Here is a 23,006-nt window from a genome sequence, read left to right as displayed (position 1 = left end):
GCGGCGAGCTTGCGCTCACCTTGCCGATCGGCCTTCGTCCGCGATCCCTCTGGCGCGGTCGTCAAGGACCCGAACCTCGAGGTGCAGGAACGGCTCGAGCTGCTGTTCGAAGCCTTCCTGAAGGTGCGCACCGTTGCAAAGGTCATGCGTGAGTTCAACGACCGCGATCTGAAGCTGCCGCGTCGCGACCGTCACGGCGATCCGCGTTGGACGCGGGCGACGACATCGGCGGTCGCAGCGATTCTGAAGAACCCCGCCTATGCGGGCGCGTCGTCTACGGACGGATACGACTGCACAAACCATCGGACGGAGGATCGCTGACGAAGGAGCCGAAGCCAATCGAACAATGGCGGATCATCGTCAAGGACCGCTATTTTGCCTATATCGCTTGGCAAGTTACGAGAAGATCAGGCGCATCGTCAGCGAACCGAGCAGAATACATGCGCAATAAGACCAGGGGTGCTCCATGTGAGGGCGAACTACTGCTGCAGGGCGCATGGTGCGGAAGATTCCGTCACAAGATGTACGCTCGCTGCAAGGGGGTGCCGAGTACGTCTGCAATCACCTGCGTTCGCATCAGGGGCCGCCGACATGGCGCCGGCCGAGATCGACGCGTTGTCGTGCGCTCGTCGCGCTCGGCAACAGACGTACAAAGCAATACGAAGCAATGCCGAGCAGCAGCTGGAGCGCCGGCGCTACGAAGCAGCGCTCGCCGAACGTCAGTTCAACCGCGTCCATCCTGACAACCGGCTTGTCGCCGCCGAGCTCGAGCGCCGTTGGGGAGGCGGCTCTGAAGGAGGTCCGAGCCGCAGAGGAGGCCCTGGCCCGTTTGACGTCTCCCCAAGCCATCACTCAGATCACCGTCGGCAACAAGGCGCTGAACGACAAATTCGTCCGCCGCTCCGGCCGTCTGCCTGAGATCTTGGACGGACCCTAGCACGAGTGCGCGAAACGCAAGGCGCTGCTGCGTTGTCTCATTGACAAGGTGATCCTCGATCGCGGCGAGCACGACGTCGTCAAGCGCGCACCTGTTCTCAAATACGTCGCGCGTGATTGAGGCTGTTGGAAAACTACGCAATCATGAGCTCGATCATCTCGATCTCAGAATCACTCAGCCTCACGAGGAGGGGCATTCGCATGGATAGTCGAGCAGCACCGAGGGTTGAGCATGAGATAGCGGCATGACACCTTCCTTGATCGGCGGCCAGGTGAACGGCCCCTCCATTCTTTTGTAGTAAGGCGCTTCCGTCCCAGGTCAGGATCTTCACGCAATCTCGGTGCTAGGACCGGAAGACATAAAGTCCGCCGTCGTACGGATTGGCCCCAAACGCCTCAGTCACCAGCATCGCCAGCGAGTCCATCCCCCGACGGAAATCGATCGGCTGCATCGCGATCCTGATCGACAACCTAGGTCGGAGCCCGATCATCGGCCAACCGTCCCGACTGCCGCAAGCACCTCGCACAGCGTCCGCCGGTCGACCGGCCCCCTGACACCGATGCGAACCGCGCCGACCTGGATCTCAATTGCCGCCTGCTCTTCGCGCGACGACAATTCGCCCCGCAGCCGGTGATCGCGACTGGCACAAAGCCAAGTGGCACATCTACGTCCCGGCGCTCCGCGACCTTCACTCGCGTGGTCCGACGACACCACAGAAACAACAGGCGTGGGTTGATGTCATGTCGTCGTGCCGCCGCGGACACGCTTGCACCCGGCGCAAAACTCTCCGCGACAATCGCCGCCTGCGCATTCCAGGGATGGTGATCACGTGTCCGAGGTGATGGTGATCACGGATTCCATTGATCGTGATCACGTTCGGAGGCGAACACGGGTGACGGGTTTAAGCGTGCTGGAAATGGCCTCCGCGTCAACGCTGGCAGGTTGGTCCGAAGATCGTTCCAGCGGTCGTGGGAGGGCCCCGTGCGCGGCGCGGAGTGCCCCACGAGCGACGTAGCGGCGCGCGCGGGAGGGGCCTGGGGGCCGGCGGGGCGATCGTGCTCGAGGTGCCCACGGCTTTTTCTTTTCGCCAGCCTGACGCCGTAGACTGTCGCCTTCGAGCTCGATGCGGTGCGCATTGTGATTGATGCGGTCCAACATCGCATCGCCAAAGCTGGTGTCGGCAATGACGTCGTGCCATTGCGACACGGGGACCTGACTTGTGATCAACAAGGATCCCTTGTCGTAGCGATCGTCGACGATCTCAAACAGATCGCGGCGCTGGTCGGCGGTGAGCGGTTCGGATCCCCAGTCGTGGTATGTGGTGGCCATAGCGCTTGACCAGCCCGAGAATGCCGATGGCCGAGCGGAAGCCCTGTTGCGGATGCGGCTGCGACCGCAGGATGACATCCATCAGCGTCTCGGCATCGGAGCCGACCTTGGCCGCTTCGGAACGAATGCGCTCATGGGTCCAGTCGCGATAGCGGCGACGTGAGCTCGGCATATGCTCGGGAATCATCGTCGGGCGATGCGGCAGGGTGCTGCGCAGATGCGACGGCACCCGCTTGCCGCGGAGAAATATCTCGACGATCTTCTGGGTGATGCGGGCTCAACCTCCTGATGCACGAGGTTGTGCGGGACGCTGTAGTAATGCTTCGCGATCTCGACGTGACAATCGAAGTTGAGGCAGCGCTTCCACTCGCCATACTCGTCCGGTTCATTCGGCAAGGTGGTGAGCGCCGGATGATCGAGTTCCTCGAACAGCTCGCGCCGACTTCGCCCCAGCTCCGGAGGGATCGATCGTTCAGCTCGACAAGGAACGCGTAGATCGACTCGTTGAGGGCGACGAGCGAGAAGAAGCGGCGGTTGCGCAGACGCGCCAGAATCCATCGCCCGACGATTTGGACCCCAACTTCGACCTTGGCTTTGTCCCTTGGCCGATATGGCCGTGCCGGCACGATAGCAGTGCGGTAATGGCGCGAGGGATCGGCATAGGTCCGGTTGACCCATCGGCTCGCGAAAGCAGGCCGGGGTGACGCCGGCCTTCAGATTGTCGCTCACCGTCTGCCGGGCCGTGCCGCCGAAATAGGCAAATGCCCGAACGTGCGAGGCGATCCAGTCCGGCAGGCTCTGGCTGAGGCTGGCTTCGGCGTAGGTATAGTTTGAGGCGCCGAGCACGGCGACGAAGATCTGCATGCTGTGCACGTCGCCGCTGATCCCGCAGAACCACGAATAGCTGAAGCTGTCGGAGCTTGCATCGCAATACTCCTCCCACGACAGCATCAGCGTGACGTTCGGGCGCCGCAGCTCGCGATACATGAGCGCCCAATCGGGCTGCGGACGCTCGTAGCTGGGCCGATCGCAGGCTGGCGAAATAGGCGGTTCTCGAGCCGGAGATCGTCATCCAGCTCCGGCGGCAGGTCAGGCCGGCGCGGCGGGCTCGGTTCAGGTACTTGCTGACCATGCCTTGGGCCAAGCCTAGGCTGCGGGCAACGGCGCGTGGCAACATGAGGACGCTGTAGTGCAGGCGTAGAACGTCACGAATGTGGCGCATGGACAGTCTCTCGGTCGGCATCTCGATTCTGGAAACGGTGTTCACGATCAGCTGGAACGCGCAGAATCACCGGCTTTTGTCGAGCGGACCGCCGACACGCCGGAATATCTCCCCGGCGCGAGCCGCGTCACGTAGCTGACGAGCGACGAACGGACTATATGCGTCGTGGGGCTGCGATCGCCCTGCGGAGTGCGCGCTTGTGTAACTTACGATGATGGAGCTCCTCATCGAGAAGGCCAGGCCGATCAGCATCGATAGAGAGAGAGTAGAACCGCGTTCGCGAGGACCATGTGCCGATGGATCGGCTTCGGGCCGGTGGCGTAAGGAGGCTTCGTAGCCTCGACAGCCTTCGCGCAAAAATCGACTGCCCGTGTCGCATGAGAGTGATCTCGCAGATACGTGAAAAACCATGATACGCCGCGATGTACTGCTTGATGGTGCTCCGCGCTCTCAACGAGCCGCCGAGTGCGGCCTAAAGGCGCGACAATCTGGATGGGAAGACTTCCATCCGGATTGCCGCGCCGCAGCGGTCTGCCGGCGAACAGCGCCCGCAAAGCAAGTGCTCGCGAGCACAGATCAGTGAGATCGACTTCGACGATTCCGCCATGGCGCACCTCACCTTCCGCGGCCGCCGCCTCATAAGAAGTGCTCCGACGGAAGCAGCGCCAGTAGCTCCTCGTCGGGCGGCATCGACGGTATCGGCGGCGCGAAGCGTGATCGAGATAGATGTAGGTCGTTGCGAGGCTGGCGTGGCCAAGGAGGCGCTGGACCTGCTGCTAGGGATCGCCGAGAATCTGCCGATATCCTTCCATCGATCCGGCGGGCAAAGCTGCATCGCGAAGCCGGTGCTGGATCAGCATCGGGAGCATATGCACGGCAAAGGTATGGCGGAGGTGGTGCGGGGTGATGTTGATCGAAAGCCGAGAGACCTGCACCGCCGGATGCCCCCGGGCAAGGATCACTTCCCAGGAGTTGGATTGAACCGACAATCCGACTTCTGTAAGCCACAACACTGCCGGCCCGCTTGGTGTACCGTCGTCATCGTAGACCATGATCTTGCTGCGCTCTTCAGAGCCGAGCAGGTCAAGAGCGAAGTTGCTTGCCTCGAGAATCGCAATCGGCAAGCTGTCCGTTCCCCATGAACGAAGATCGGACGTTCGAGCGATCGCCAGCCGGAGCATCGCCGGAACTTCGTGAGCGCGTGAGCACGTTCAACCGCGATGCAGGCCCGCACCTGTTCAAGCAGTCGACCGGAAGAAGAATCTGGCAACCACGATCACCCTTGGTCATTGCGTCCGACAGATCGAGCCACACCTGTCGGGCTGTTCGCCGATCGACGGCAGCAAGGTTGGATGCAAACAAAAACGAGGCCTCCTTCAGCCGAACGCGTTCATCACAAGTGAAACAAAGAAGATGCCAGAAAGGCCTCCGGCGGGCATGCCGGAGGCCTTCTTGGAGGTTAGAAATAGATCAAAAAGAGCCTTTATTTGCCTCCTTCCGTTACATTTGGATCAGAAGTTCCGCTGAGCGCGTAGCAATAGCACGAGGCTGTTTTGATCTTTCAGCTCGTACGCAGCGGCGGGTTTCGCGATGCTCGATTGCAGCGGGAGGGCCACGGTGCTTCCGCTCGCATACTTCTGATCGAGCATCATGTACGCTAGTTCGCCCGTGAAGGTCAGATTCTTAACGGGCGTCCAGGACGTCTTTGTACCAACGACCGCGTAGTTGAAGTCGGGATTGCATCCGGCAACGCCAGTCGAGAGCGCAAGCGTTGTCACGAAAGCTCCGCAGATATAGCCTTTGGCCGTATTGTTGTATCGAACGGCAGCCCAAGCACCGTAAACGGATGAATTCCAGTGTGGGTCCCAGTTGTGCGTGTAGCCAGCGTTGAAGCCATAGGTCGTTGTCAGCTCTTGACTGGCACCGGTAGTAAACACAGAGTCCGAGACCCCAGCGACACCGAGGCTTTGGTAAGCACCCGCAACGCCAGCACCGCCGTACATGGCGAACGTGTTCCCCATATAATCGTGGAAGTTGTAGCGACTTGCACCGTTGGTATACACGCCAGTTAAGTTGATCGTGTCCCCGGGCCCAGTCGGGAGGTTCTTGATTGACAACGCCAACTGTCCAGCCCAGCCCCACTTGTCTCCCGGATGTCCGGTTGTCTCGTCCGCGCCATAGTAAGCTGCATGATTGTCATGCGCGGCGAACGACGCCTGGAATAGTCCCCAAGCCTGATCGACCCGAACCCGAGCCACGAGATCTGGGGCTCGCGAGCCGCCCAGGTCGGAAGCTCCGTAGGCGCCCGTCACAAGTCCTGCAGCTGTCGCGCCGCTTACGTTCCAGACGTTGCTTTGATAGTTCGGGACCTGATCCTGTGCCGAGAAGGAAGCCGTGATGCCCTGACCGAAGTCTGCGGTATACGAGATCTGGTTCACAGGGTCCCAGCCTGCGCTACCCGGCAACTCCATGTTGTTGGCCGGATACTCGCCCCAAGGCGTTCTAAACTGGGATTCGGCCTTACCGAATGTGAAGCCAGCGAATTGAATGAAAGCGTAGTAGATCCCGAGGCCGCCACCGGCGACCTGAGAAGTCAGCGTCGAGGTGTAGGAGGTCGCGCCGTTTACGCCCGTGGTGCCGGCTCCGCTATAGGTACCGGTTCTCCACGTGAAGACCAGCTCGGCGAAGGTGCGGACCACGCCGTATTCGGTCGCGGTGCGCGTGTCGAATTGCAGATCTTGACGGCTTTGGGTTTGCAAATAATTGCTGAGTCGGTTCCGGGCGCCAGCCACACCGCTGGCGGCAGCATCGAGGTCACTGTTCGTTGCCAGCATGGTGTCGGCACGCAGGTAGCCGCTCAGTCTGATGCAGGTGTCCGTGCCGGGGATATAGTAGAATCCTGCACCATAGAGCGAGCAAATCTTCACATATTCGATTGCCTTCGCCTTGACGGGCAGATCGGCTGCCTGCGCCCCGGCGCCCGCGAACATTGCCGCAGAACCGAGGATGAGACCCTTTGTCAGTTTCATCGATGAAGCTCCTAGTTGAGATATCGTTTCCGTCGTCCAGATCCCGCCGCTACTAGCCTGCCCCCACTGGGCTGGCTTGACGGAACGACTTCGAGGCGCCCCCTCTCCGTCAATTGTCGTATAGCTCTCTTCATCAATTGCTTCCATTAATTAATGAAGATAGCTAATAGTTGATCGGCTACCGTTGCATTTCAGCAACATTTGGAGTTCCGACGTTTCTGAATGCAAAAAAAGAACCCCGGGGGGCATCCCAGAGGTTCTTCCTGGAGGTTTTGCATGACCATTAGCCAAAAGGCAGCGTGGCCTGTCTTCTTCGTAGCCCAAATGAATTGCATTTGTCAATTAATTACCGCATGCCCGGTATGTGGCTTCAAATCGCCTCAAGACGGCCGCGTGTATTCCGGCTAAAGATCGTGCTCTGTGCCTATCGGGGGCACGAACATGTGGCGGAAAGACCAAATGGGCGATAAAGATCAATTGGATAGAGCGATTACGGATTTCGTCTGGAACATCGTGGAGATCCACTCCCAGCTGGAGGAGATACACAAAGCGTGGGCTGAGATGATGGGAATAAGCGAGCCCCAATGGTTGATTTTGATGGCTATCGATGAAATCGACGAAGGACGCGGCGTTTCCGGGATTGCGGTGGCAAATAAGCTCCGGATCCACCCCGCCTTCGTTACGAACCAAACAAAGAAGCTCGAAGAAAAAGGCCTGTTGTCGCGCGTAACGTCTCTCGATGACGCACGATTCCTGCAGATCTCGCTAACGGAAAAGGCACGGGAGGAAATTGCGAGCCTGTCCAACAAAAGGCGTGCACTCAATCTCACGATGTTCGCGGGACTCGACGAGGCATCACTCGACTATCTCAATAAACGGCTGGCCTCGATCGCGAAGAATAGCCGTTTGGCCTCTCAGAAACTGAGTATCGGCGTGTTGTAGGCTTATTTCGCGCCGAGCTTAGCAGCCATTCATGCCGCTTGTGGCGCGCGACGGCTGCTCCTGAGCCAGGATTGGCCAAGAACAATCACTACCAAGATGAATCCTATTGGCTTGGTTCTGAGGAAGCTCGCTAGAATGGAGCGGCAGCATGGATCGGCATTGTCGAATACTGACATGCAACCCAGCTCGGTGCCGCAAATTGTCCCATGCAACAACGAGCCCGCGTTTGGTGAAGTCGCCTTGCTTGATCCGCTGCGACAGCCAGACGGCGCGGTTTCCCGAAACAGCCTTCGGCTTGTGACTCCCCACTTGCCCCGGAGCAAACCTGCCGGTCGAATCAACCCGCTTCATCGAGCCGATCGCTGTGCTGATCACCGCTCCAAACTGCTTGGTGGCCTAATTGCGGGACATGCAGCCGTCAATCGCTGCCGCTAGGCGTTGCGAAGATCGAGAGAGTAAGGCTTGCCGATCCATGTTGGCCTCCGCCCAGCCAGCATGACGAACCGGAACAAGCTGATTTGGGAATCCAATATCGATTCAGGCTAACCCCATCGCTTTGGGCCGCTGACGTTCACTACCGAGACGGCTGAAACGACCCTATTCTTTCACATGTGGATGCGGCTGAAGCTTTGACCGCGAGGCATTTGGCAGTTCGAGAAACTCGTCGGCGAAACGCTGCGAACTACATCTTAATGACCTGTCGGAGACAAGCAGCGGTTGTTATTCAAGGTTGGCTGTTCTGCAGACGCAGGTTGCTTCGTGATCGCCCTGTTATCTGCGAGCGCCTGTGATCTCTTGGGCACCTCATCAGCAGGTCCGGCCGCAGAGAAGCTTCGCAATCATCAAATTTGGCGCGGAACTTCGGCTTACTGATCTCCCTTTATGAGGCAATTCAGCGTGAATGGCAGCATAGTCTGCCTGAAGTGCAAATCCCATTCTGCCCGGATGCTTGGTGTCCAATGTCTCTTGCGCGGTCGCCGTCTCTTTGGGTCATCTCGCCTGCGTTTGGTGTCGTTGTCATCTCGCAAACCTCTAGCCGGCGCCCAACTGACCGTCCGAGGCTAGATAGGCCGTAACTGCTCAAATTGTCTGGTGGCACTGAGCGCGAGATTTGCTGAGAGATGATCACGTCCATTTGACGTGGCAATAAAAATAGGAGAGTGACGCATGGCAAACTTTGCTAGTGAGAGCCACCAACAGCAGCCCCATCCGCACGGATGGTCGCTTAAAGGCCGAGTCGCACTTGTAACCGGAGCGACAGGAGGGCTTGGCAAGGCGATCGTGGCTGAATTGTCCGAACGCGGAGCGGACGTGCAAGGTGTCGACATAGCGGGCGATGGTGTCTTTCACGCGGACCTTGCCACTGCGAATGGGAACAGGGATATGATCGCCCATGTACTCAAGGCTGCGGGTCGTCTCGACATCCTGGTATTGAATGCTGGAGTGCAGTTCATGGCTCCCTTCGATCAGTTTCCCGACGCCGAATGGGATCGTCTTAATGCGCTGATGCTGGACGGGCCATTCCACGCGTTGAAGGCTGCATGGCCGGCTCTGACGAAGGCGCCCGGTGGTCGGGTTGTGGTCACGGCTTCAGTTGCCAGCTACGGCGGTGCACGGCAGAAGGTTGCATATTCTGCCGCCAAACATGGAGTTCTTGGGGTCGTCCGTACCGCTGCGCTGGAAGGCGGTGCGCACGGTCTCACCGTTAACGCCGTCGCGCCAGGCTGGATGGATACCCCACTTATGCGCGGTCAGCTTGAAGCTCAAGCGAAGAACCGCGGCATGAGCACAGAAGAGGTGGTGGCGGCCTTCCGGGCGTCGCAACCCGGCAACCGTTTTGTTGATGTGCGTGAGGTTGCGGCAACGATTGGCTTTCTTGCGAGCCCTTCTGCCTCGGGAATCAGTGGTGAGTGCATCACGATCGATCTCGGTGCAAGCGCCTGACCTACTCGCGGCGCGACCTCCCAAGTTTCTTCTCGTTTTGATCTATCGCGCATTGCCAGGTCTCTTGCTGCGTCAATGGCGAACCTGGCCTAATATGCCGGGTGAGCCGGTTGCAAGTAGACGTGCGACACGGCTGGCCGGTCAGAGGGAGAGAACCGAGACAGCACTCGCCCACGTACGGCGGCTGAGCGGGAACTCCAGAGCAAATCCCTGGACTGCATCATCGACGGGAAATTAGTCTGAGAAGGCGTCTCTCCCCGCGATAGACTACCAACTGAAGCCGCTTTCGAGGTTGGCACGAAGGTTGCTAGTAGGAACGGGCACCTAGTCGTCGTCCCAGGGGTTGGCGCGCTGCCGCGATGAGCATCGAAACTACGGCAGCATGCGCCTGAGAAGAAGGTGTATCCCACGAGACAGTTAGCTTGTCCGCGTTGAGTGTGACCACATCCGATTGTACTGATCTAGCTCTCGCGCTTGCGCCAGAGAAACGATGCTTAGGACTAGAGCGGCCTCGAGCTGGGGACTCCTAAGTGCGCAGCACTGTCTTGCCATTCTTGATAACGGTCGCGCCGCGCTCAATCACACGAGCGTCGAACGAGACCACATTTCCCTCGCGCCAGAGGTCCACTGTGATGGTCTCGCCGGGGAAGACGGGCGCCGAAAAGCGCGCTTGATGACTTAGGATCTTCGTAGGATCGTAGCCGCAGTAGGCCTGAAGCACAGCCCAGCAGGTTATCCCGAATGTGCACTGCCCATGCAGGATGGGGCGTGGAAAGCCGGCTCGCTTGGCGACTTTGGGATCCGAGTGGAGAGGGTTTAGGTCGCCGCTTAAGCGATAGAGCAGCGCCTGGTCCGGCCGGGTTTCCAACGCGATCACCAGGTCTGGCTTGCGGGATGGGAGGAGGTGCGGTTTGGGCGCCCCCCCAGACGGCCCACCGAAGCCGCCATCCCCGCGCGCGAAGTTCGAGCCGGTGAGAGTGGCGACTTGCTCGCCCTTCTCATCAATCCACACCGTCTCCTCGACGACGACCGCACCCTTCTCCTTGCCCTTGTCGTAGGCGCCGATCGTACGGCTGGTGGCCGTGAACTTGCCGAAGGATGGCAGCGGCTTGTGTAACTCGACCTTCTGCTCACCATGCACCAGCATCAGCCAATTCAAGTGGCTGATTCGGAGGCCTGCCTTCTGGTTCGGTGTCCGCTCAGAACTCGGTCCGTTAGCCCACGCCAGTACTGCGACAGCGGTCGGCAAAACCTTGATATCCTTCTCATAGACGAAGGGTAGCTCCCACTCGTCCATTGGATCGCGCCCCATTCCGATTCCAAGCGCGTACAACATCACGTCTTTGGGGCCATAGGTAAAGCTGCGAGGGGTGCTCTTCTGCTGCAGGACGTCAGGATAGTAAATCGGCATAAAAGATCCTTAGGGCGTTAGGCGCAAGATAGAATCGCTATCCAGTGTCAACGGGAGTGTTGATGCCGTGGAAGCGGGGTACTCCATAATTGATCGTTTCACGTAACGAAGTGAGCTTCAGCCCCGCAGGATATGACGTTTCGCGGCTAGCCAGACAGCGCTCCCTCAAGCCGGCAGTCGCTTCATCTCCGCCGGGAAGAAGACCGAATACTCGTGTGCGGCCACGTCTTGCGCCGTGTACTGCCCGTTGGGATGAAACCCCTCTGTCATCAACATCTTGACTTCTGCGATCTCTTCCCCCGACACAGCGAGAACCTTGCCCGAATGGTCCGCAGCCAATTCAGAGGCCATAAAGAGTACGCCTGGCGCAACGTTCTCCGTGCTAAGGATAGGATCGGGTTCGCCGTTCCGGACACCGGGAATGTCTGCCCACATCCGCGTAATCGCGTTTGGTGCCACGCCCATGACCCGTATGCCGTACTTACGCCCCTCGATTGAGAGAACTCGTATCAGACCGTAGATTCCGGCTTTGGCCGCCCCGTAGTTGGCCTGACCGAAATTCCCGAACAGTCCTGACGTTGAGGACGTCATAATGATGACGCCTGGGCGACCGTTGTCCCTGAGCCACTTCCAAACTGGCAGCGTGCAGCAATAGGTTCCTTTCAGATGAACCTTAACAACTAAGTCCCAGTCCTCCTCCGAGATCTTCGGAAATGTCCGGTCTCGCAAGATGCCAGCATTGCAGATCAGGATGTCGACCTGGCCAAAAGCATCGATTGCGGTCCGGAGGATATTTTCTCCACCGGCGGGAGTGGATACATTATCGCCGTTGGCTACCGCGCGCCCGCCTGCCGCTATGATTTCGGCGACCACTTTTTGGGCAGCGGAGCTCGTGCCGGAGCCATCCAGCATGCTGCCAAGGTCGTTAACAATGATGGCCGCGCCCTCTTTAGCGAACAGCTTTGCATAGGCCTCGCCGAGCCCACCGCCAGCTCCGGTGATGATCGCCACCTTGCCTTCCAATAGTCCCATCCAATCCTCCTCAAATGTCTGCGTCGTGAGCACTGCAGGCAGCAAACCGCGGCCGGCTCAAGCACCGCGACGCTCGCATTGCGAACTGAGCGGTTAGCCGCAGGCGGGCCAACGAAATTGCCGCCTTCGCTTATCCGCAAGGCCCATTGTTCCGCATCTCGCGCATCACTGGCGGACATTGGCACCGGTCCCTCAGCAACGGTGAGTTTCGGTGGCCTCCGGAACCAACCGTGTATGACCTTGCGTCTCGTGGGCAGACAGCGGGTCAATGTGTCCTGGGCTAGCCGCGATTTGAAACTAACCGCGCAACTACGTTTGCTTCTCGATCGACTTCATGCGGGCGATACGCTCATCGCGCAACTGGGTACGCCGAACCTTACCTGCCTCGTCACGCAAAGGCTCGGCAACGAATTCGATGGTGCGGGGACGCTTATAGGTCACAAGCTTCTCAGCGAGATGACCCAGCAGCACCTCAGCGGTTAACTCCGGCCGAGCCTGAACAATTGCGTGCACCGTCGAGCCAAGGTCCTCGTGGGGCACGCCGATGACAGTGCTCGATAACACGAGTGGGTGTTCGTCGATCGCCGCCTCGACCTCGGCAGGATAGACGTTGGCGCCGCCGACCAGGATCATGTCGGTATGCCGGTCAGCAAGATATAAATAATCGTCCTCGTCGAAATAGCCGATATCGCCAAGGCTCTCCCAACCGCCCGGTAGGGTCCGGGCCGTCGCGCCACGGTAATGATAGGAAGGCTGCGAGCCTTCCGCGCGTCGCATGTAGACCTCACCGATCGCGCCCGGTGGCAGCATATTTCCATCGGCGTCGACAACCTTCATTTCACCCACGGCTACGCGGCCAACTGAGCCGCGATGATCGAGCCATTCGGTTCCGGTGATGGTAGTCCAAGCTTGGCTCTCGGTGCCGGCATAGAGCTCCATGATCACGTCGGGTCCAAACCAGCCGATGAAGGCCTCTTTGAGCCAAGGCGGACAGGGCGCGGCCAAGTGCCAGAGAGTTTTCAGTGACGAGATGTCGTAGCGGGCTCGAACCTCGTCGGGCAGCCGCCATATCCGACTCATCATCGTGGGAACCAGATAGATCCAGCTGGCCCTGCGCCGCTCGATCTCGGCGAGCACACCTTCCGCGTCAAATCGCGGCATAAGCACCAAATGGCCATCCTGAGTTATCGCATCCAAGGCGCACCCGAAGGGCCCGCTGTGGTAGAGCGGCGCTGGAATCAGAGCCGCTTCGCCTGGCCGGAAGCGCCAGCCGCCCGGATCATCAGTCGGCTCGGCCGACGTGAGGCCGGGTAAGCCGGAGAGAATTAGCTTCGGCCTGCCTGTCGAGCCGCCGGAGGTCGCGGCCCTCTTCACTGGGGCCACACGCGGCTCCAGCGGTCGATCGTCATCTGACAGCGCGAGTAGGTCACCGACCGTTAGGCGTCGACGGTTAGTCTCCATACCCGGCAAGGCGATCACCAGCAGCGGATCGGCCAGGTCGACGATGGCTTGCAGCTCGGCACTCGGCAGTCGGAAGGACACAGGCTGGGGCGACGCGCCAAGCTTCCAGACGCCCCAGCAGGCTTCGATGAAGTCGACGCTGTTCGGCAGACCTATGGTAACCAGGTCGCCGAGCTTGACGCCCAGCTTCTGCAGCGCGCGCGCGATTCGGTTCGCTCTTGCCTCCAACTGCCTGCATGTGAGGCTGATCTCGCCACAACTAACCGCCGGCGCGTCCGGTGTCGCTTGGGCGCGGCGATATAGCTTCTCGCCCAAGGAGATCATTTCTTCAGCCATTTCCGTCCGACCTCGCCTTTACTCGAGCCGGGCTGCCCGCACTAGCATTCGCCCGCTGCCAAACCCTGACTCTGAGACAGAGTTAGCTCACCCTAGCAGAGGAAAATCGCCAACTTCTGGCCGTCTAGCGCTCAGATCAGGCGAGTTTTGTTGTTTGACGCAGAAGCTCACCCTCAGAATCAAAGTTCGGTGGTGTTTGGGGCAACCCGACGATCGGCAATTGAGCAGCCGTTGTATAGCTCGAGAGCGACGCGGTTCAGAACAATCTTATCTGGGCTTTGAACGACGTCGTCGGCTCGAAGCGGACAAGTCCACTTCTGTATTTCGGCTAGTATGAAACATTCTCCTGCTGCGGGCGCTTACCTACCTTCCGTCCTGAACGTCGTCGACGCGTATGCAGGTGCCAGTCACGAAGTCGGATGGCGGCGAGACCAGGAACAGCAAAGTGCTGTCGAGTTGCGCCGGGGTGCCGATGCGCAGCAGTGGAAATGCCTTCGTGAGGTCACCCACGCGTTGCAGCGTGCCATCCATTATTTCAGACGAGAACGCATCCGGCGCGATCGCGTTGACATTGACGTTGAATCTCGCCCATTCGACCGCATGCGCTTCGCTCATGCGCACCACGGCGGTCTTGCTGATCGAATAGAGCGCAGCCCCGTTGCCCCCATAAGAATAGGCCGACGACGACGCGAGATTGACTATACGACCGGGACGCTTTGCCGCGATCAAGCGCCGAGCGATCTCGCATGACAGTACGTACGGCGCTCGCACATTCGTATCCAGCACGCGATCGATCAGATCCATCGGACATCTTTGTCGCGCGCTGGGCGTCCGGGATGCCCGCATTGTTCACCAGGATCGTTACCGGACCGAGTTGCCGCTCTGCCTCCCGCGACAACCTTGGTCAGCTGATCCGCATCCGACACGTCGAGCTCGGGCGGTGCGGCCTTGCCACCGGCCGCGTTGATTTCCGCCGCGACGCTCTAGAGGCGATCGAGCCGCCGCGGCGTCACCGCCACTCGAGCCCCGCATCGCGCGAGTGTCTTGGCGAATCGCACGCCAAGGCCTGCCGACGCTCCGGTGGCTAGCGGGTTCTGGCCCTTCAAGTCGATGGAAAAATTGGGAACTGCATATTGAATGGTGCTCTCACATTTTTTTTTGAATACGAGTCAATCCGGAACGCGGGTAGAGCCGGGAGAAGTGGTGGGCGCCGCGCCAGCACGGCGATGAACAAAACCGCTCCTGTGCTCACTGTTAGCGACCTTTGAAACGAGGTTTGCGCTTCTCAAGGAAGCCCGCAACGCCTTCCTTGTGATCCTCGGTCATGCAGGTCAATGTCAACTGATCGAGATCCATGTGGCTCGCGAGATCGTCAAGGGCACCGGCGAGACGATTGACCGTTTGCTTCGTCATGGCGACCGGGATCGGCGATTGCGCGGCAACCTTCTCGGCGAGTTCAATTGCCGCGTGAAGGCTTGCTCCGGGATCCGTCACTTGCTCCACTAACCCCACTCGTAAGCCTCTAGCGCGGAGATGCGTTGGTCAGCGAGAATGATCGCCTGCTTCGTGCGCGCCGGCCCAATCAGCTGCAGCATACGCGGGATGGTTTGCCAGCTCATTTGATGCCGAGCGCGATTTCAGGTACGCGGATGTGGGCATCACGCGCCATGATCCGGAAGTCGAGGGCGACGGCGAGCGCGATGCCTCCTCCGATGCAAAAGCCTTCGATCGCGGCGATCGTCACTTGGTCCATCTCGTACCTAGCGCGGGTGAGCCGTGGTCCGATCCGGACCCGACGCCGCAGCGCGGCCATATCCACCGGTGCATGCGAAGGGCCCTCACTGCTCTTCAGATCGACGCCGGCACTGAACGACTTCCCACCGGTCAGGATCACAACTGAGGTTTCGGTGTCGTCCTCAAAGCTTTCAGCAGCTCTCGTTAGCTCGCGAATTGCGTCGGCAGAAAGCGCGTTAAGGGCATCGCCGCGATCGAACCGCACCACGGCGACGCGCCCCTCCAGCCCACCCCCCTCTCGATCTTTACAAAATTCGTCAAGGTCACTGCTCCATGCGGCTGTGCGGTGTCCGCTTCTTCTCGCGAGAAGTCTCACTGTGCTGCCGCAGCGCTCCTTCCGAAACAAACCGCCCGTCATGTTTGGCGAGCGGCCGTCTTCATCCGGGAGATGCGCTCGTCTCGCAGTTGGGTCCGACGCACCTTGCCGGCCTCATTGCGCACGGGTTCATTGATGAACTCGATGGTGCGCGGACGCTTATAGGACACCAGCCGCTCGGCTAAGTGTGACAGTAACGCCTCTTCGCTCAAACCCGGGCGAGCGTGCACAATCGCGTGGAGGGACGAGCCCATGTCTTCATGGGGCAGGCCGACCACAGCACTTGATAGCACCAGCGGGTGCTCATCGATCGCCGCTTCGACCTCCTTGGGATAGACGTTGGAGCCACCGACGAGGATCATGTCGGTGCGGCGATCGCCGATGTATAGGTACCCGTCGGCGTCAAAATGGCCGATGTCCCCCAAGCTTTCCCAACCACCAGGCAACGTGCGGGGATCGGCGCCGACGTAGCGATATGAAGCCGTAGCGCCCTCCGGACGCCGCATGTAGATTTCGCCCACCTCGCCTGGTGGCAGCATATTCCCTTCGGAATCGAAAGTTTTCATGTCACCCATCGCCACGCGGCCTACAGAGCCGCGCCGGTCAAGCCATTCGCTTCCCGTGATCATGGTATTGGCGATGTTCTCGGTTCCACCATAAATCTCCATGATGACCTCGGGACCCAACCACCTGATAAAGGCCTCCTTGAGCCACGGCGGGCACGGCGCGGCCATGTGCCAGAGCGCTTTCAGGGACGAGACGTTGTACCGGAGCCGCACGTTCTCGGGCAGTCGCCAGATCCGCCCCATCATAGTGGGAACCATGTAGAGCCAGGTCGCTCTATGCCGCTCGATTTCAGAGAGCACGACTTCTGCGTCGAAGCGCGGCAACAACACCAAGTGCGCGTCCTTGACCATCGCCTCCAGCGCAAACCAGAAAGGCCCACTGTGATATAGCGGGCCGGGAATCAGCGCCGTGTCGCCAGGCCCTAGGCGCCAGACCGACGATCTATCCGGCTGATGAGATGTCACACCACGGGAGCCCGCAAGAATCAGCTTGGGCCGGCCGGTCGATCCACCGGAGGTCAGGGCGCAGCAAATCGGGGCGATACGCGGCTCAACCGGCCGGTCATCGTCGAATAGCAAGAGCAGATCATCGACCGTGACGTGCCGTCGGTCGGTCTCCAGACTCGGTAATCCGATCACCACCTTGGGGTCCGAGAGTTCGACGATGGCCTGCAGTTCGGCTTTCGGCAGTCGAAAGGACACCGGTTGAGGGGTCGCGCCGAGCTTCCAGATGCCCCAGCAAGCCTCGATAAAGTCGACGCCGTTCGGCAACCCGATGGTGACTAGGTCACCGAGTTTAACGCCCAATGCCTCCAGGGCGCGGGCGATGCGGTTCGTCTTTATCTCCAACTGGGCGTAGGTGAGGGTAATCTCCCCGCAACTAACCGCGGGAGCATCGGGCGTTGCCAGAGCGCGGCGAGACAACTTCTCGCCCAAGGGGATCATGTCTTCGGTCATATTCCTTAAAAGGCCCTTCTTGGCTTCACTTAACATTGGTGCAGGAGGGCAATCGCCACTCCAGGCAACGCAAACGCGTCTGAGGACAATTACCCTATCCGGCCAAGGATATTCGTGTAGCTACGCCAATGTTGCACAGACATTCTGCGAAATTCGCGGCTTGACGCAGAAGTGCGTCGAAGGGGGCGCATAGCGGCATGGAAATTTACTAGTTGGGGGCACCAACTTTGATACTGTCAACGGCCATCGGGATCATCTTCCCCGCGCAGTGCGGGATCGCGGGGCAGCTTCGCTGCGGGCGTGATCCAGCAATGAATGCGGCCGTCCTCGATCTTCTGACCGACATAACGGCCGAACTCGAAAAAGATGTCGCCGTTCTGGTGCGCAGCGAAAGCGCGCCATGCGGCGCGCCGACAGCGGCATGGTGTGCTTGCGCGTCGTTGGCCCCCGTGCTGACTTTAAGCGCCGCGGAGAGAGTCGCCTCAAGTTGTACTTGCCATCACGTGAACAGATGACACGCGACCATGCCGTATCCCTGGGGAAGTAATTCCGGCGTCTGCTCCTTGCAGATCGGCATCGCGTGCCGACAGCGCGGATGGAAGCGGCAGCCCGGTGGCGGACGCTGTGCGCTCGGCACCTCGCCCTCAATCGTCTGGTGGCTGCGCCCGGCCTCAACGACGGGATTTGGAACCGGAATGGCGGTCATCAGCCCTTGTGTGTAGGGATGTTTCGGGTTCGCATAGAGCTCGTCGCGCGTGGAAATCTCAACGATCGTACCGAGATACATCACGGCGATGCGCTGACTGACATGCCGCACCACCGCGAGATCGTGAGCGACGAAGATCATGGAGATCCCGAGCTCTTCCTGCAATTCCTGAAACAGGTTGACCACTTGAGCCTGGATCGACACGTCCAGCGCCGACACCGGCTCGTCACAGAGCAACAGCCTTGGCTCGACCGCGAGCGCGCGGGCGATGCTCACGCGCTGCCGCTGGCCACCGGAGAACTGGTGCGGATAGCGATCGATCATGTCGTGCCGTAGCCCGACCGTCTTGAGCAGCTCCATAACCCGCGCCCGGCGCCCGGCCTTGTTGCCGTGCAGCTTCTGGATTTCCAACGGCTCGCCGATGATGTCGCCGATCGTCATGCGCGGATCGAGCGATCCGAACGGATCCTGATACACCATCTGGATGCGGCGGCGGATAGGCCGCATCTGGCGCTGATCGTGCTTGGTAATGTCGACGCCTTCGAACACGATCTTTCCAGACGTGATCGGCAGCATGCGCAAGATCGCGAGGCCGGTGGTCGACTTGCCGCACCCGCTCTCGCCGACCAGCCCGAGCGTCTCGCCTTCGTGCACCTGAAACGAGACGCCGTCCACCGCCTTCACGGCGCCGACCTCCCGCTGACGAAACCCACCATAAACCGGGAAATGAACTTTCAGATCCTGAACGTCGAGAATGACGTCGGATTTCACCGCGCCAGGCCGCTGCCCATGGGTCATCTCATCAGACATGGGGTGCCACCCAGCACGCATGCATATGCTTGTCGTGGGCCTTCATCAGTTCCGGCACGTCCCGTCGGCACCTGTCCACTACCTCGCTGCAGCGCGCATTAAAGGAACAGCCGGCCGGCAACTGCGAGAGGTTTGGTGGCTGCCCCTTGATTGGCACCAGTCGCCGCCCGGCCGGCTGGTCCAGCCGCGGGGTCGAAGCCATCAGGCCGCGCGTGTAGGGATGCATCGGCCTTGCGTAGAGATCGAGCGCGCTCGCCGTCTCGATGATCTTGCCGCCATACATCACGCAGACCCGGTCGGCGTAGCGTGCCACCACGCCGAGATCGTGGGTGATCAGGATCAGCGCCGTCCCGGTCTCGCGCGTCAGCTCCTTTAACAGCTCGAGGATCTGCGCCTGCACGGTCACATCAAGCGCGGTGCTCGGCTCGTCGGCGATAATCAGCTTCGGCTGGCATGCGAGCGCCATCGCGATCATGATGCGCTGGCGCATGCCGCCCGAGAACTGGTGTGGATGAGCCGAAAGCCGGCTGCGGGCATCCGGCATCCGCACGCGATCAAGCAGTTCCTTTGCCTTGTCGTAGGCCTTTGGCCACGGTACCTTCTTGTGCAGGTTGATCGGCTCGGCGATCTGCAGACCGATGGTCAGCGAGGGGTTGAGTGACGTCATCGGCTCCTGGAAGATCATTGCGATCTGGTTGCCGCGGATGGCGCGCATCTCCTCTTCCTTCAGCTTGGCCAAGTCGGTGCCGTCGAACACGATCTCTCCCGCGGTGATGCGCCCGGGCGGATTGGGCACGAGCTGCAGGATCGACAGGGCGGTCAGGCTCTTGCCGGAGCCGCTTTCGCCGACAATGGCGAGGGTCTCGCCCGCATCGACGTCGAAGGAGACATTGTTGACGGCAGTGATCGCACCGGGGCCGTCGCCGAACTTTGTGGTCAGGTTGCGGACCTGCAGAAGTGGTTTATTCATGGAAGACTTACTCCGAAGTTTACTGTGAGGGCTTCGCGGCGGAACGGCGGAATGTCGCGACGTCGCGGTCGCGCCGCCGCCTCCTTGCATCGATGTGACCGCGGCATTCGCTCAGTATCCCATCATCTTCTTCAGGTCTCGATCGGAACGGTGGCCGACTTCAAAACCGGAATACCCGGCCGGAATAGATCGGAATCCGCATTCGGATGATTAGCGGCCCATGCAGTCCGCCACGCTGACCTTCATGTGAAAGCCAAGCACCTCGACCTTGTGGAACTTGATCGTCCTCGAGAACTCGTTCATCACAGCCGCAACCGAGATGCTACGGAAGATAGCTCGTTCTTCAGAAGAAAATCGTCGACTTCTGCCGGATAGGCACATAAATCAGGCAAGTTACATTGCTTTAGCGCAGAAGTTTACACCTCCGCTTTACGAGAACGCTCTGTGAAAGCGATGCGGGACCTGGCTTAATGCAGGCGAGCATCGATCTTCATATACATTATCGGTCATCGTCGGAGAGACCTCGAGATGACGTGGGAGCGTCAACATACGCAGGAAGGGTAAAGTACTGCGGGTGCTGCGCAGGGGGTTCGATCGCTGCGCAGAAGTTCGATGGTGGTCAGCCTGAGGAGTGGCGCCGACCCATCAGCGACGTTGTGTCCCATGAAAGGAAGGTACCAGCGCGCGCGGGGTGCCGTCAGCATTCATGTCGTACAGTTAAGGGGGATTGGATTTGCAAGCCTGACCGGGCGGATATTGTTGAAACGCTGAAGACCGAAGCCATTCTCTGCACTGTGCACCTATGCGCGATGCCAAGCCAATCCGCTCGGCGAAAGTGGCTTCGGATCGAATCTGCCAGCCGCACGACCCGCCGCCGCAGACCACTCAACTCTGCGAGCGCGATGCATCGAAATCGATGCCTTAGCATTGATGGACGCCGCTCGGGGCTCGGTTACCTTCCGTCCTGAACGTCGTCGACGCGCACGCAGGTGCCGGTCACGAAATCGGATGACGGCGAGACTAGGAACAGCAACGTGCTGTCAAGTTGCGCTGGGTTGCCGATGCGCGGCCGCGGAAATCCCTTCGTGATGTCGCCCACGCGTTGCAGCATGCCATCCATCATTTCAGACGAGAACGCACCCGGCGCGATCGCGTTGACATTGATGTTAAATTTCGCCCATTCGACCGCAAGCGCTTCGCTCATGCGCACCACGGCGGCCTTGCTGATCGAATAGAGCGCAGCCCCGTTGCCGCCATAAGAGTAGGCCGACGACGACGCGATGTTGACAATGCGGCCGGGACGCTTTGACGCGATCAATCGCCGTGCGACTTCGCAGGACAGCACATAGGGCGCTCGAACATTCGTGTCTAGCACGCGATCAATCAGGTCTATCGACATCTTGGTCGCGCGCTGCGCGTCCGGAATACCCGCATTGTTGACCAGGATTGTCACTGGACCGAGCTGGCGCTCTGCTTCCGCGACAACATTGATCAGCTGATCGGCATCGGTCACATCGAGCTGCAGCGGTATGGCCTTGCCGCCAGCCATGTTAATCTCCGACGCGATGATCTCGAGTCTCTTGAGCCGCCGCGCCGTCAACGCAACCCGTGCCCCGCATCGTGCGAGTGTTTTTGCAAACCTCACACCGAGCCCTGACGATGCTCCGGTCACGAGGGCGGTTTGCCCCTTCAGATCAGTAGAAAAATTGGGCAAGGGAAAATCCATAGCTCTCACTTTTAGGTTCGGGTAATTGGAACCGCCTGCACGAGCCTTTAGTCAGCACTCGATGGCGTTATCTAGCGTGGGCAGAATGTACGCATCATCATCGAGCAGACAACGGCCCGGCGACATTGATCCGAGAAGATCGTGATCAGTTACTATTGTGGCTGGTGGAGGTGGGGTGGACAAGCTCCTTGCGAACGCCTGACATTGCCTTCATGCCACTGTAGACATCTCGCTCACTGGATCTGAGGGGAGACGGCGAAGACAACGAATGCGCTCGCCGCCATGTCGTTGTCGAGATTTACCTGGCTAGCCACGCCGTAAAGCGTTGGCGGAGTTCATCGCCCTTCTCACTCCAAAAACTTGAGCCAATTCGCAGAGCATTACCCATATGGTTATTCGGAAGGTGAGACTGAACCGCCGGATCGACGAGCGCTATCGTGTCCTTGTTGGTCGGGCCGTAAGCGGTGTTGTTCACGACGTCGGCCTGCACCTGAGGCGAACTGGCAAAGGCGATAAACTTGTACGCGTTGTCCAAGCGCGGCGTGCCCTTGGGAATTATCCAAGCGTTCCCGTTCAATACCGCGGCGTCCCACATGATCTCAAAGTGCTTGCCGGAGTTCTTGACCGCATCGTAGACTCGACCGTGCCAAGCGTCAGTCATGACGACCTGACCATCGGCGAGAAGCTGCATCGGCTGTGCGCCGGCCGTCCACCAGACGATGTCCTTTTTGATTGTGTCGAGCTTTTTGAAAGCGCGATCAATCCCCTCCGGCGTGTTGAGCACTTTATAGACGTCTTTTGCCGGCACGCCGTCGGCGATCAACGCCCACTCGACCGGGGCACTCTTATATAATCCCCTCTTGCCGGGAAATTTCTTCAGATCGAAAAAATCGGCGATGGTCTTCGGGCCATCCGGAAGCTTATCCCTGTCATAGACAACCACGGTTGCAGAGTCGATGACCGGGACGCCACACTCCGTGTAGTCGCCCTCGAACTTGGTCTGGTCGAGGCCGAGCCTCTTCCAATCGATGGTCTCGATCGTCCCCTCAGCACACAATTGCTGGATTTGCGATTCGCTGGCGTAGACCACGTCCCAACTCACGGTCTTCGTTTCGACCATGGCGCGGATCTTGGCGTTGCTGTAATCGTATTCGGCTTCGTTGATCTTGATCCCGCTCGCCTTTGAGAATGGATCAAAAATGACCTTGCGCAGGACCTGCTGGAAAGACCCTCCGCCAGCGGTGACCGTGAGCTGGTCGTCCGGAAGGGCCGCCGTCGTTACTGCGAACATGCCCGCTGTCAGGCCGATGACGGCCAGGCTGCTCGCGATCGTTAATGACGTTCTCATCGTCCACTCTCCCCCTCTATGCCGCGCCCTGGGTGAGGGCAGCTCTGCCGAAGTCCGCCGAGCCCCAAGCGGGCTCTTGGTAGACCGTCATGACGCATCGAAGGCCCGGCAATCTTCAGCTTTCCAGCCGATGGTGATCAACGCACCGGGCTCGACCCGCACCGTGCCTT

At 59.7% G+C, this 23,006-nt stretch carries 19 protein-coding genes and 1 pseudogene; 3 read left to right on the top strand and 17 right to left on the bottom strand.

Annotation, left to right across the window (positions count from 1 at the left end; genetic code table 11):
• The first annotated feature begins 9 nt into the window (after window positions 1-9).
• The gene (locus tag QSV46_RS37115; protein WP_314963545.1) at window positions 10-321 is read left to right on the top strand and encodes a recombinase family protein; all 312 of its coding nucleotides are present in this window, start codon (window positions 10-12) and stop codon (window positions 319-321) included.
• A 255-nt stretch (window positions 322-576) separates the two neighbouring features.
• Here the strand turns inward: QSV46_RS37115 and QSV46_RS37110 are convergent, their stop codons facing one another.
• The 7 genes from QSV46_RS37110 to QSV46_RS37085 form a co-directional block, all read right to left on the bottom strand.
• Window positions 577-738, bottom strand: a complete 162-nt coding sequence (locus QSV46_RS37110) for a hypothetical protein (protein ID WP_314963542.1) — start codon at window positions 736-738, stop codon at window positions 577-579.
• 542 nt (window positions 739-1,280) lie between these two features.
• Window positions 1,281-1,388 carry an IS66 family insertion sequence element accessory protein TnpB gene (tnpB, locus tag QSV46_RS41540; RefSeq protein ID WP_409997262.1) on the bottom strand — a complete coding sequence of 36 codons (108 nt, stop codon included), beginning with the start codon at window positions 1,386-1,388 and terminating at the stop codon, window positions 1,281-1,283.
• Between the two features lie 19 nt (window positions 1,389-1,407).
• A complete protein-coding gene (locus tag QSV46_RS37105; RefSeq protein WP_314963569.1) occupies window positions 1,408-1,734 on the bottom strand; it encodes a transposase in 327 nt (108 codons plus the stop codon).
• A gap of 73 nt (window positions 1,735-1,807) precedes the next feature.
• On the bottom strand, window positions 1,808-2,266 hold the full coding sequence (locus QSV46_RS41535) for an ATP-binding protein (protein WP_409997261.1): 459 nt from the start codon (window positions 2,264-2,266) through the stop codon (window positions 1,808-1,810).
• A 183-nt stretch (window positions 2,267-2,449) separates the two neighbouring features.
• Complete coding sequence (locus QSV46_RS37095; RefSeq protein ID WP_314963539.1) at window positions 2,450-3,253, bottom strand: Mu transposase domain-containing protein; 804 nt, start codon at window positions 3,251-3,253, stop codon at window positions 2,450-2,452.
• A 1,011-nt stretch (window positions 3,254-4,264) separates the two neighbouring features.
• Window positions 4,265-4,612, bottom strand: coding sequence for a hypothetical protein (locus tag QSV46_RS37090; RefSeq protein WP_314963537.1), 348 nt, complete (start codon window positions 4,610-4,612; stop codon window positions 4,265-4,267).
• A 387-nt stretch (window positions 4,613-4,999) separates the two neighbouring features.
• Window positions 5,000-6,517, bottom strand: coding sequence for a porin (locus tag QSV46_RS37085; protein WP_314963534.1), 1,518 nt, complete (start codon window positions 6,515-6,517; stop codon window positions 5,000-5,002).
• A gap of 459 nt (window positions 6,518-6,976) precedes the next feature.
• Here QSV46_RS37085 and QSV46_RS37080 point away from each other — a divergent pair, with 459 nt between their 5' ends.
• Both QSV46_RS37080 and QSV46_RS37075 read left to right on the top strand, forming a co-directional pair.
• On the top strand, window positions 6,977-7,459 hold the full coding sequence (locus QSV46_RS37080) for a MarR family winged helix-turn-helix transcriptional regulator (protein ID WP_314963531.1): 483 nt from the start codon (window positions 6,977-6,979) through the stop codon (window positions 7,457-7,459).
• A 1,167-nt stretch (window positions 7,460-8,626) separates the two neighbouring features.
• A complete protein-coding gene (locus QSV46_RS37075; protein ID WP_314963526.1) occupies window positions 8,627-9,403 on the top strand; it encodes an SDR family NAD(P)-dependent oxidoreductase in 777 nt (258 codons plus the stop codon).
• Window positions 9,404-9,929: 526 nt separating this feature from the next.
• Here the strand turns inward: QSV46_RS37075 and QSV46_RS37070 are convergent.
• From QSV46_RS37070 to QSV46_RS37015, 10 genes and pseudogenes are all read right to left on the bottom strand, one after another.
• Window positions 9,930-10,814 carry a MaoC/PaaZ C-terminal domain-containing protein gene (locus QSV46_RS37070; RefSeq protein WP_314963523.1) on the bottom strand — a complete coding sequence of 295 codons (885 nt, stop codon included), beginning with the start codon at window positions 10,812-10,814 and terminating at the stop codon, window positions 9,930-9,932.
• A gap of 165 nt (window positions 10,815-10,979) precedes the next feature.
• Complete coding sequence (locus QSV46_RS37065; RefSeq protein WP_314963522.1) at window positions 10,980-11,846, bottom strand: SDR family NAD(P)-dependent oxidoreductase; 867 nt, start codon at window positions 11,844-11,846, stop codon at window positions 10,980-10,982.
• Window positions 11,847-12,155: 309 nt separating this feature from the next.
• Window positions 12,156-13,643 carry an AMP-binding protein gene (locus tag QSV46_RS37060; RefSeq protein WP_314963520.1) on the bottom strand — a complete coding sequence of 496 codons (1,488 nt, stop codon included), beginning with the start codon at window positions 13,641-13,643 and terminating at the stop codon, window positions 12,156-12,158.
• A 363-nt stretch (window positions 13,644-14,006) separates the two neighbouring features.
• Window positions 14,007-14,447 carry an SDR family NAD(P)-dependent oxidoreductase gene (locus QSV46_RS37055; protein ID WP_314963519.1) on the bottom strand — a complete coding sequence of 147 codons (441 nt, stop codon included), beginning with the start codon at window positions 14,445-14,447 and terminating at the stop codon, window positions 14,007-14,009.
• A gap of 450 nt (window positions 14,448-14,897) precedes the next feature.
• Window positions 14,898-15,698, bottom strand: a pseudogene (locus QSV46_RS41530) (enoyl-CoA hydratase/isomerase family protein).
• Window positions 15,699-15,791: 93 nt separating this feature from the next.
• Complete coding sequence (locus QSV46_RS37040; RefSeq protein ID WP_314963512.1) at window positions 15,792-17,276, bottom strand: AMP-binding protein; 1,485 nt, start codon at window positions 17,274-17,276, stop codon at window positions 15,792-15,794.
• A gap of 499 nt (window positions 17,277-17,775) precedes the next feature.
• Entirely contained in the window at window positions 17,776-18,792 is a 1,017-nt protein-coding gene (locus tag QSV46_RS37030; RefSeq protein ID WP_314963509.1) for an oligopeptide/dipeptide ABC transporter ATP-binding protein, read from the bottom strand.
• On the bottom strand, window positions 18,785-19,762 hold the full coding sequence (locus QSV46_RS37025; protein WP_409997265.1) for an ABC transporter ATP-binding protein: 978 nt from the start codon (window positions 19,760-19,762) through the stop codon (window positions 18,785-18,787). The genes QSV46_RS37030 and QSV46_RS37025 overlap by 8 nt, the downstream gene beginning before the upstream one ends.
• A 952-nt stretch (window positions 19,763-20,714) precedes the next feature.
• The gene (locus QSV46_RS37020) at window positions 20,715-21,488 is read right to left on the bottom strand and encodes an SDR family NAD(P)-dependent oxidoreductase (protein ID WP_314963504.1); all 774 of its coding nucleotides are present in this window, start codon (window positions 21,486-21,488) and stop codon (window positions 20,715-20,717) included.
• Window positions 21,489-21,786: 298 nt separating this feature from the next.
• Window positions 21,787-22,836 carry an ABC transporter substrate-binding protein gene (locus tag QSV46_RS37015; protein WP_314963500.1) on the bottom strand — a complete coding sequence of 350 codons (1,050 nt, stop codon included), beginning with the start codon at window positions 22,834-22,836 and terminating at the stop codon, window positions 21,787-21,789.
• Window positions 22,837-23,006 lie beyond the last annotated feature (170 nt).

It is taken from the genome of Bradyrhizobium cosmicum, assembly GCF_032290525.1.
Lineage (GTDB): Bacteria > Pseudomonadota > Alphaproteobacteria > Rhizobiales > Xanthobacteraceae > Bradyrhizobium > Bradyrhizobium cosmicum_A.
The sequence above is the reverse complement of the archived record's forward strand: the minus strand, read 5'-3'. Positions and strand labels throughout refer to the sequence as shown.

What these genes read in the sequence shown, in the direction of transcription:
- QSV46_RS37065 (WP_314963522.1), bottom strand. Translation starts at nt 11,846, where the DNA reads ATGGGACTATTGGAAGGCAAGGTGGCGATCATCACCGGAGCTGGCGGT.
- QSV46_RS37075 (WP_314963526.1), top strand. Translation starts at nt 8,627, where the DNA reads ATGGCAAACTTTGCTAGTGAGAGCCACCAACAGCAGCCCCATCCGCAC.
- QSV46_RS41535 (WP_409997261.1), bottom strand. Translation starts at nt 2,266, where the DNA reads ATGGCCACCACATACCACGACTGGGGATCCGAACCGCTCACCGCCGAC.
- QSV46_RS37110 (WP_314963542.1), bottom strand. Translation starts at nt 738, where the DNA reads ATGGACGCGGTTGAACTGACGTTCGGCGAGCGCTGCTTCGTAGCGCCG.
- QSV46_RS37020 (WP_314963504.1), bottom strand. Translation starts at nt 21,488, where the DNA reads ATGGATTTTCCCTTGCCCAATTTTTCTACTGATCTGAAGGGGCAAACC.
- QSV46_RS37030 (WP_314963509.1), bottom strand. Translation starts at nt 18,792, where the DNA reads ATGTCTGATGAGATGACCCATGGGCAGCGGCCTGGCGCGGTGAAATCC.
- QSV46_RS37070 (WP_314963523.1), bottom strand. Translation starts at nt 10,814, where the DNA reads ATGCCGATTTACTATCCTGACGTCCTGCAGCAGAAGAGCACCCCTCGC.
- QSV46_RS37025 (WP_409997265.1), bottom strand. Translation starts at nt 19,762, where the DNA reads ATGAATAAACCACTTCTGCAGGTCCGCAACCTGACCACAAAGTTCGGC.
- QSV46_RS37040 (WP_314963512.1), bottom strand. Translation starts at nt 17,276, where the DNA reads ATGACCGAAGACATGATCCCCTTGGGCGAGAAGTTGTCTCGCCGCGCT.
- QSV46_RS37055 (WP_314963519.1), bottom strand. Translation starts at nt 14,447, where the DNA reads ATGGATCTGATCGATCGCGTGCTGGATACGAATGTGCGAGCGCCGTAC.
- QSV46_RS37095 (WP_314963539.1), bottom strand. Translation starts at nt 3,253, where the DNA reads ATGTATCGCGAGCTGCGGCGCCCGAACGTCACGCTGATGCTGTCGTGG.
- QSV46_RS37015 (WP_314963500.1), bottom strand. Translation starts at nt 22,836, where the DNA reads ATGAGAACGTCATTAACGATCGCGAGCAGCCTGGCCGTCATCGGCCTG.
- QSV46_RS37060 (WP_314963520.1), bottom strand. Translation starts at nt 13,643, where the DNA reads ATGGCTGAAGAAATGATCTCCTTGGGCGAGAAGCTATATCGCCGCGCC.
- QSV46_RS37085 (WP_314963534.1), bottom strand. Translation starts at nt 6,517, where the DNA reads ATGAAACTGACAAAGGGTCTCATCCTCGGTTCTGCGGCAATGTTCGCG.
- QSV46_RS37080 (WP_314963531.1), top strand. Translation starts at nt 6,977, where the DNA reads ATGGGCGATAAAGATCAATTGGATAGAGCGATTACGGATTTCGTCTGG.
- tnpB (WP_409997262.1), bottom strand. Translation starts at nt 1,388, where the DNA reads ATGCAGCCGATCGATTTCCGTCGGGGGATGGACTCGCTGGCGATGCTG.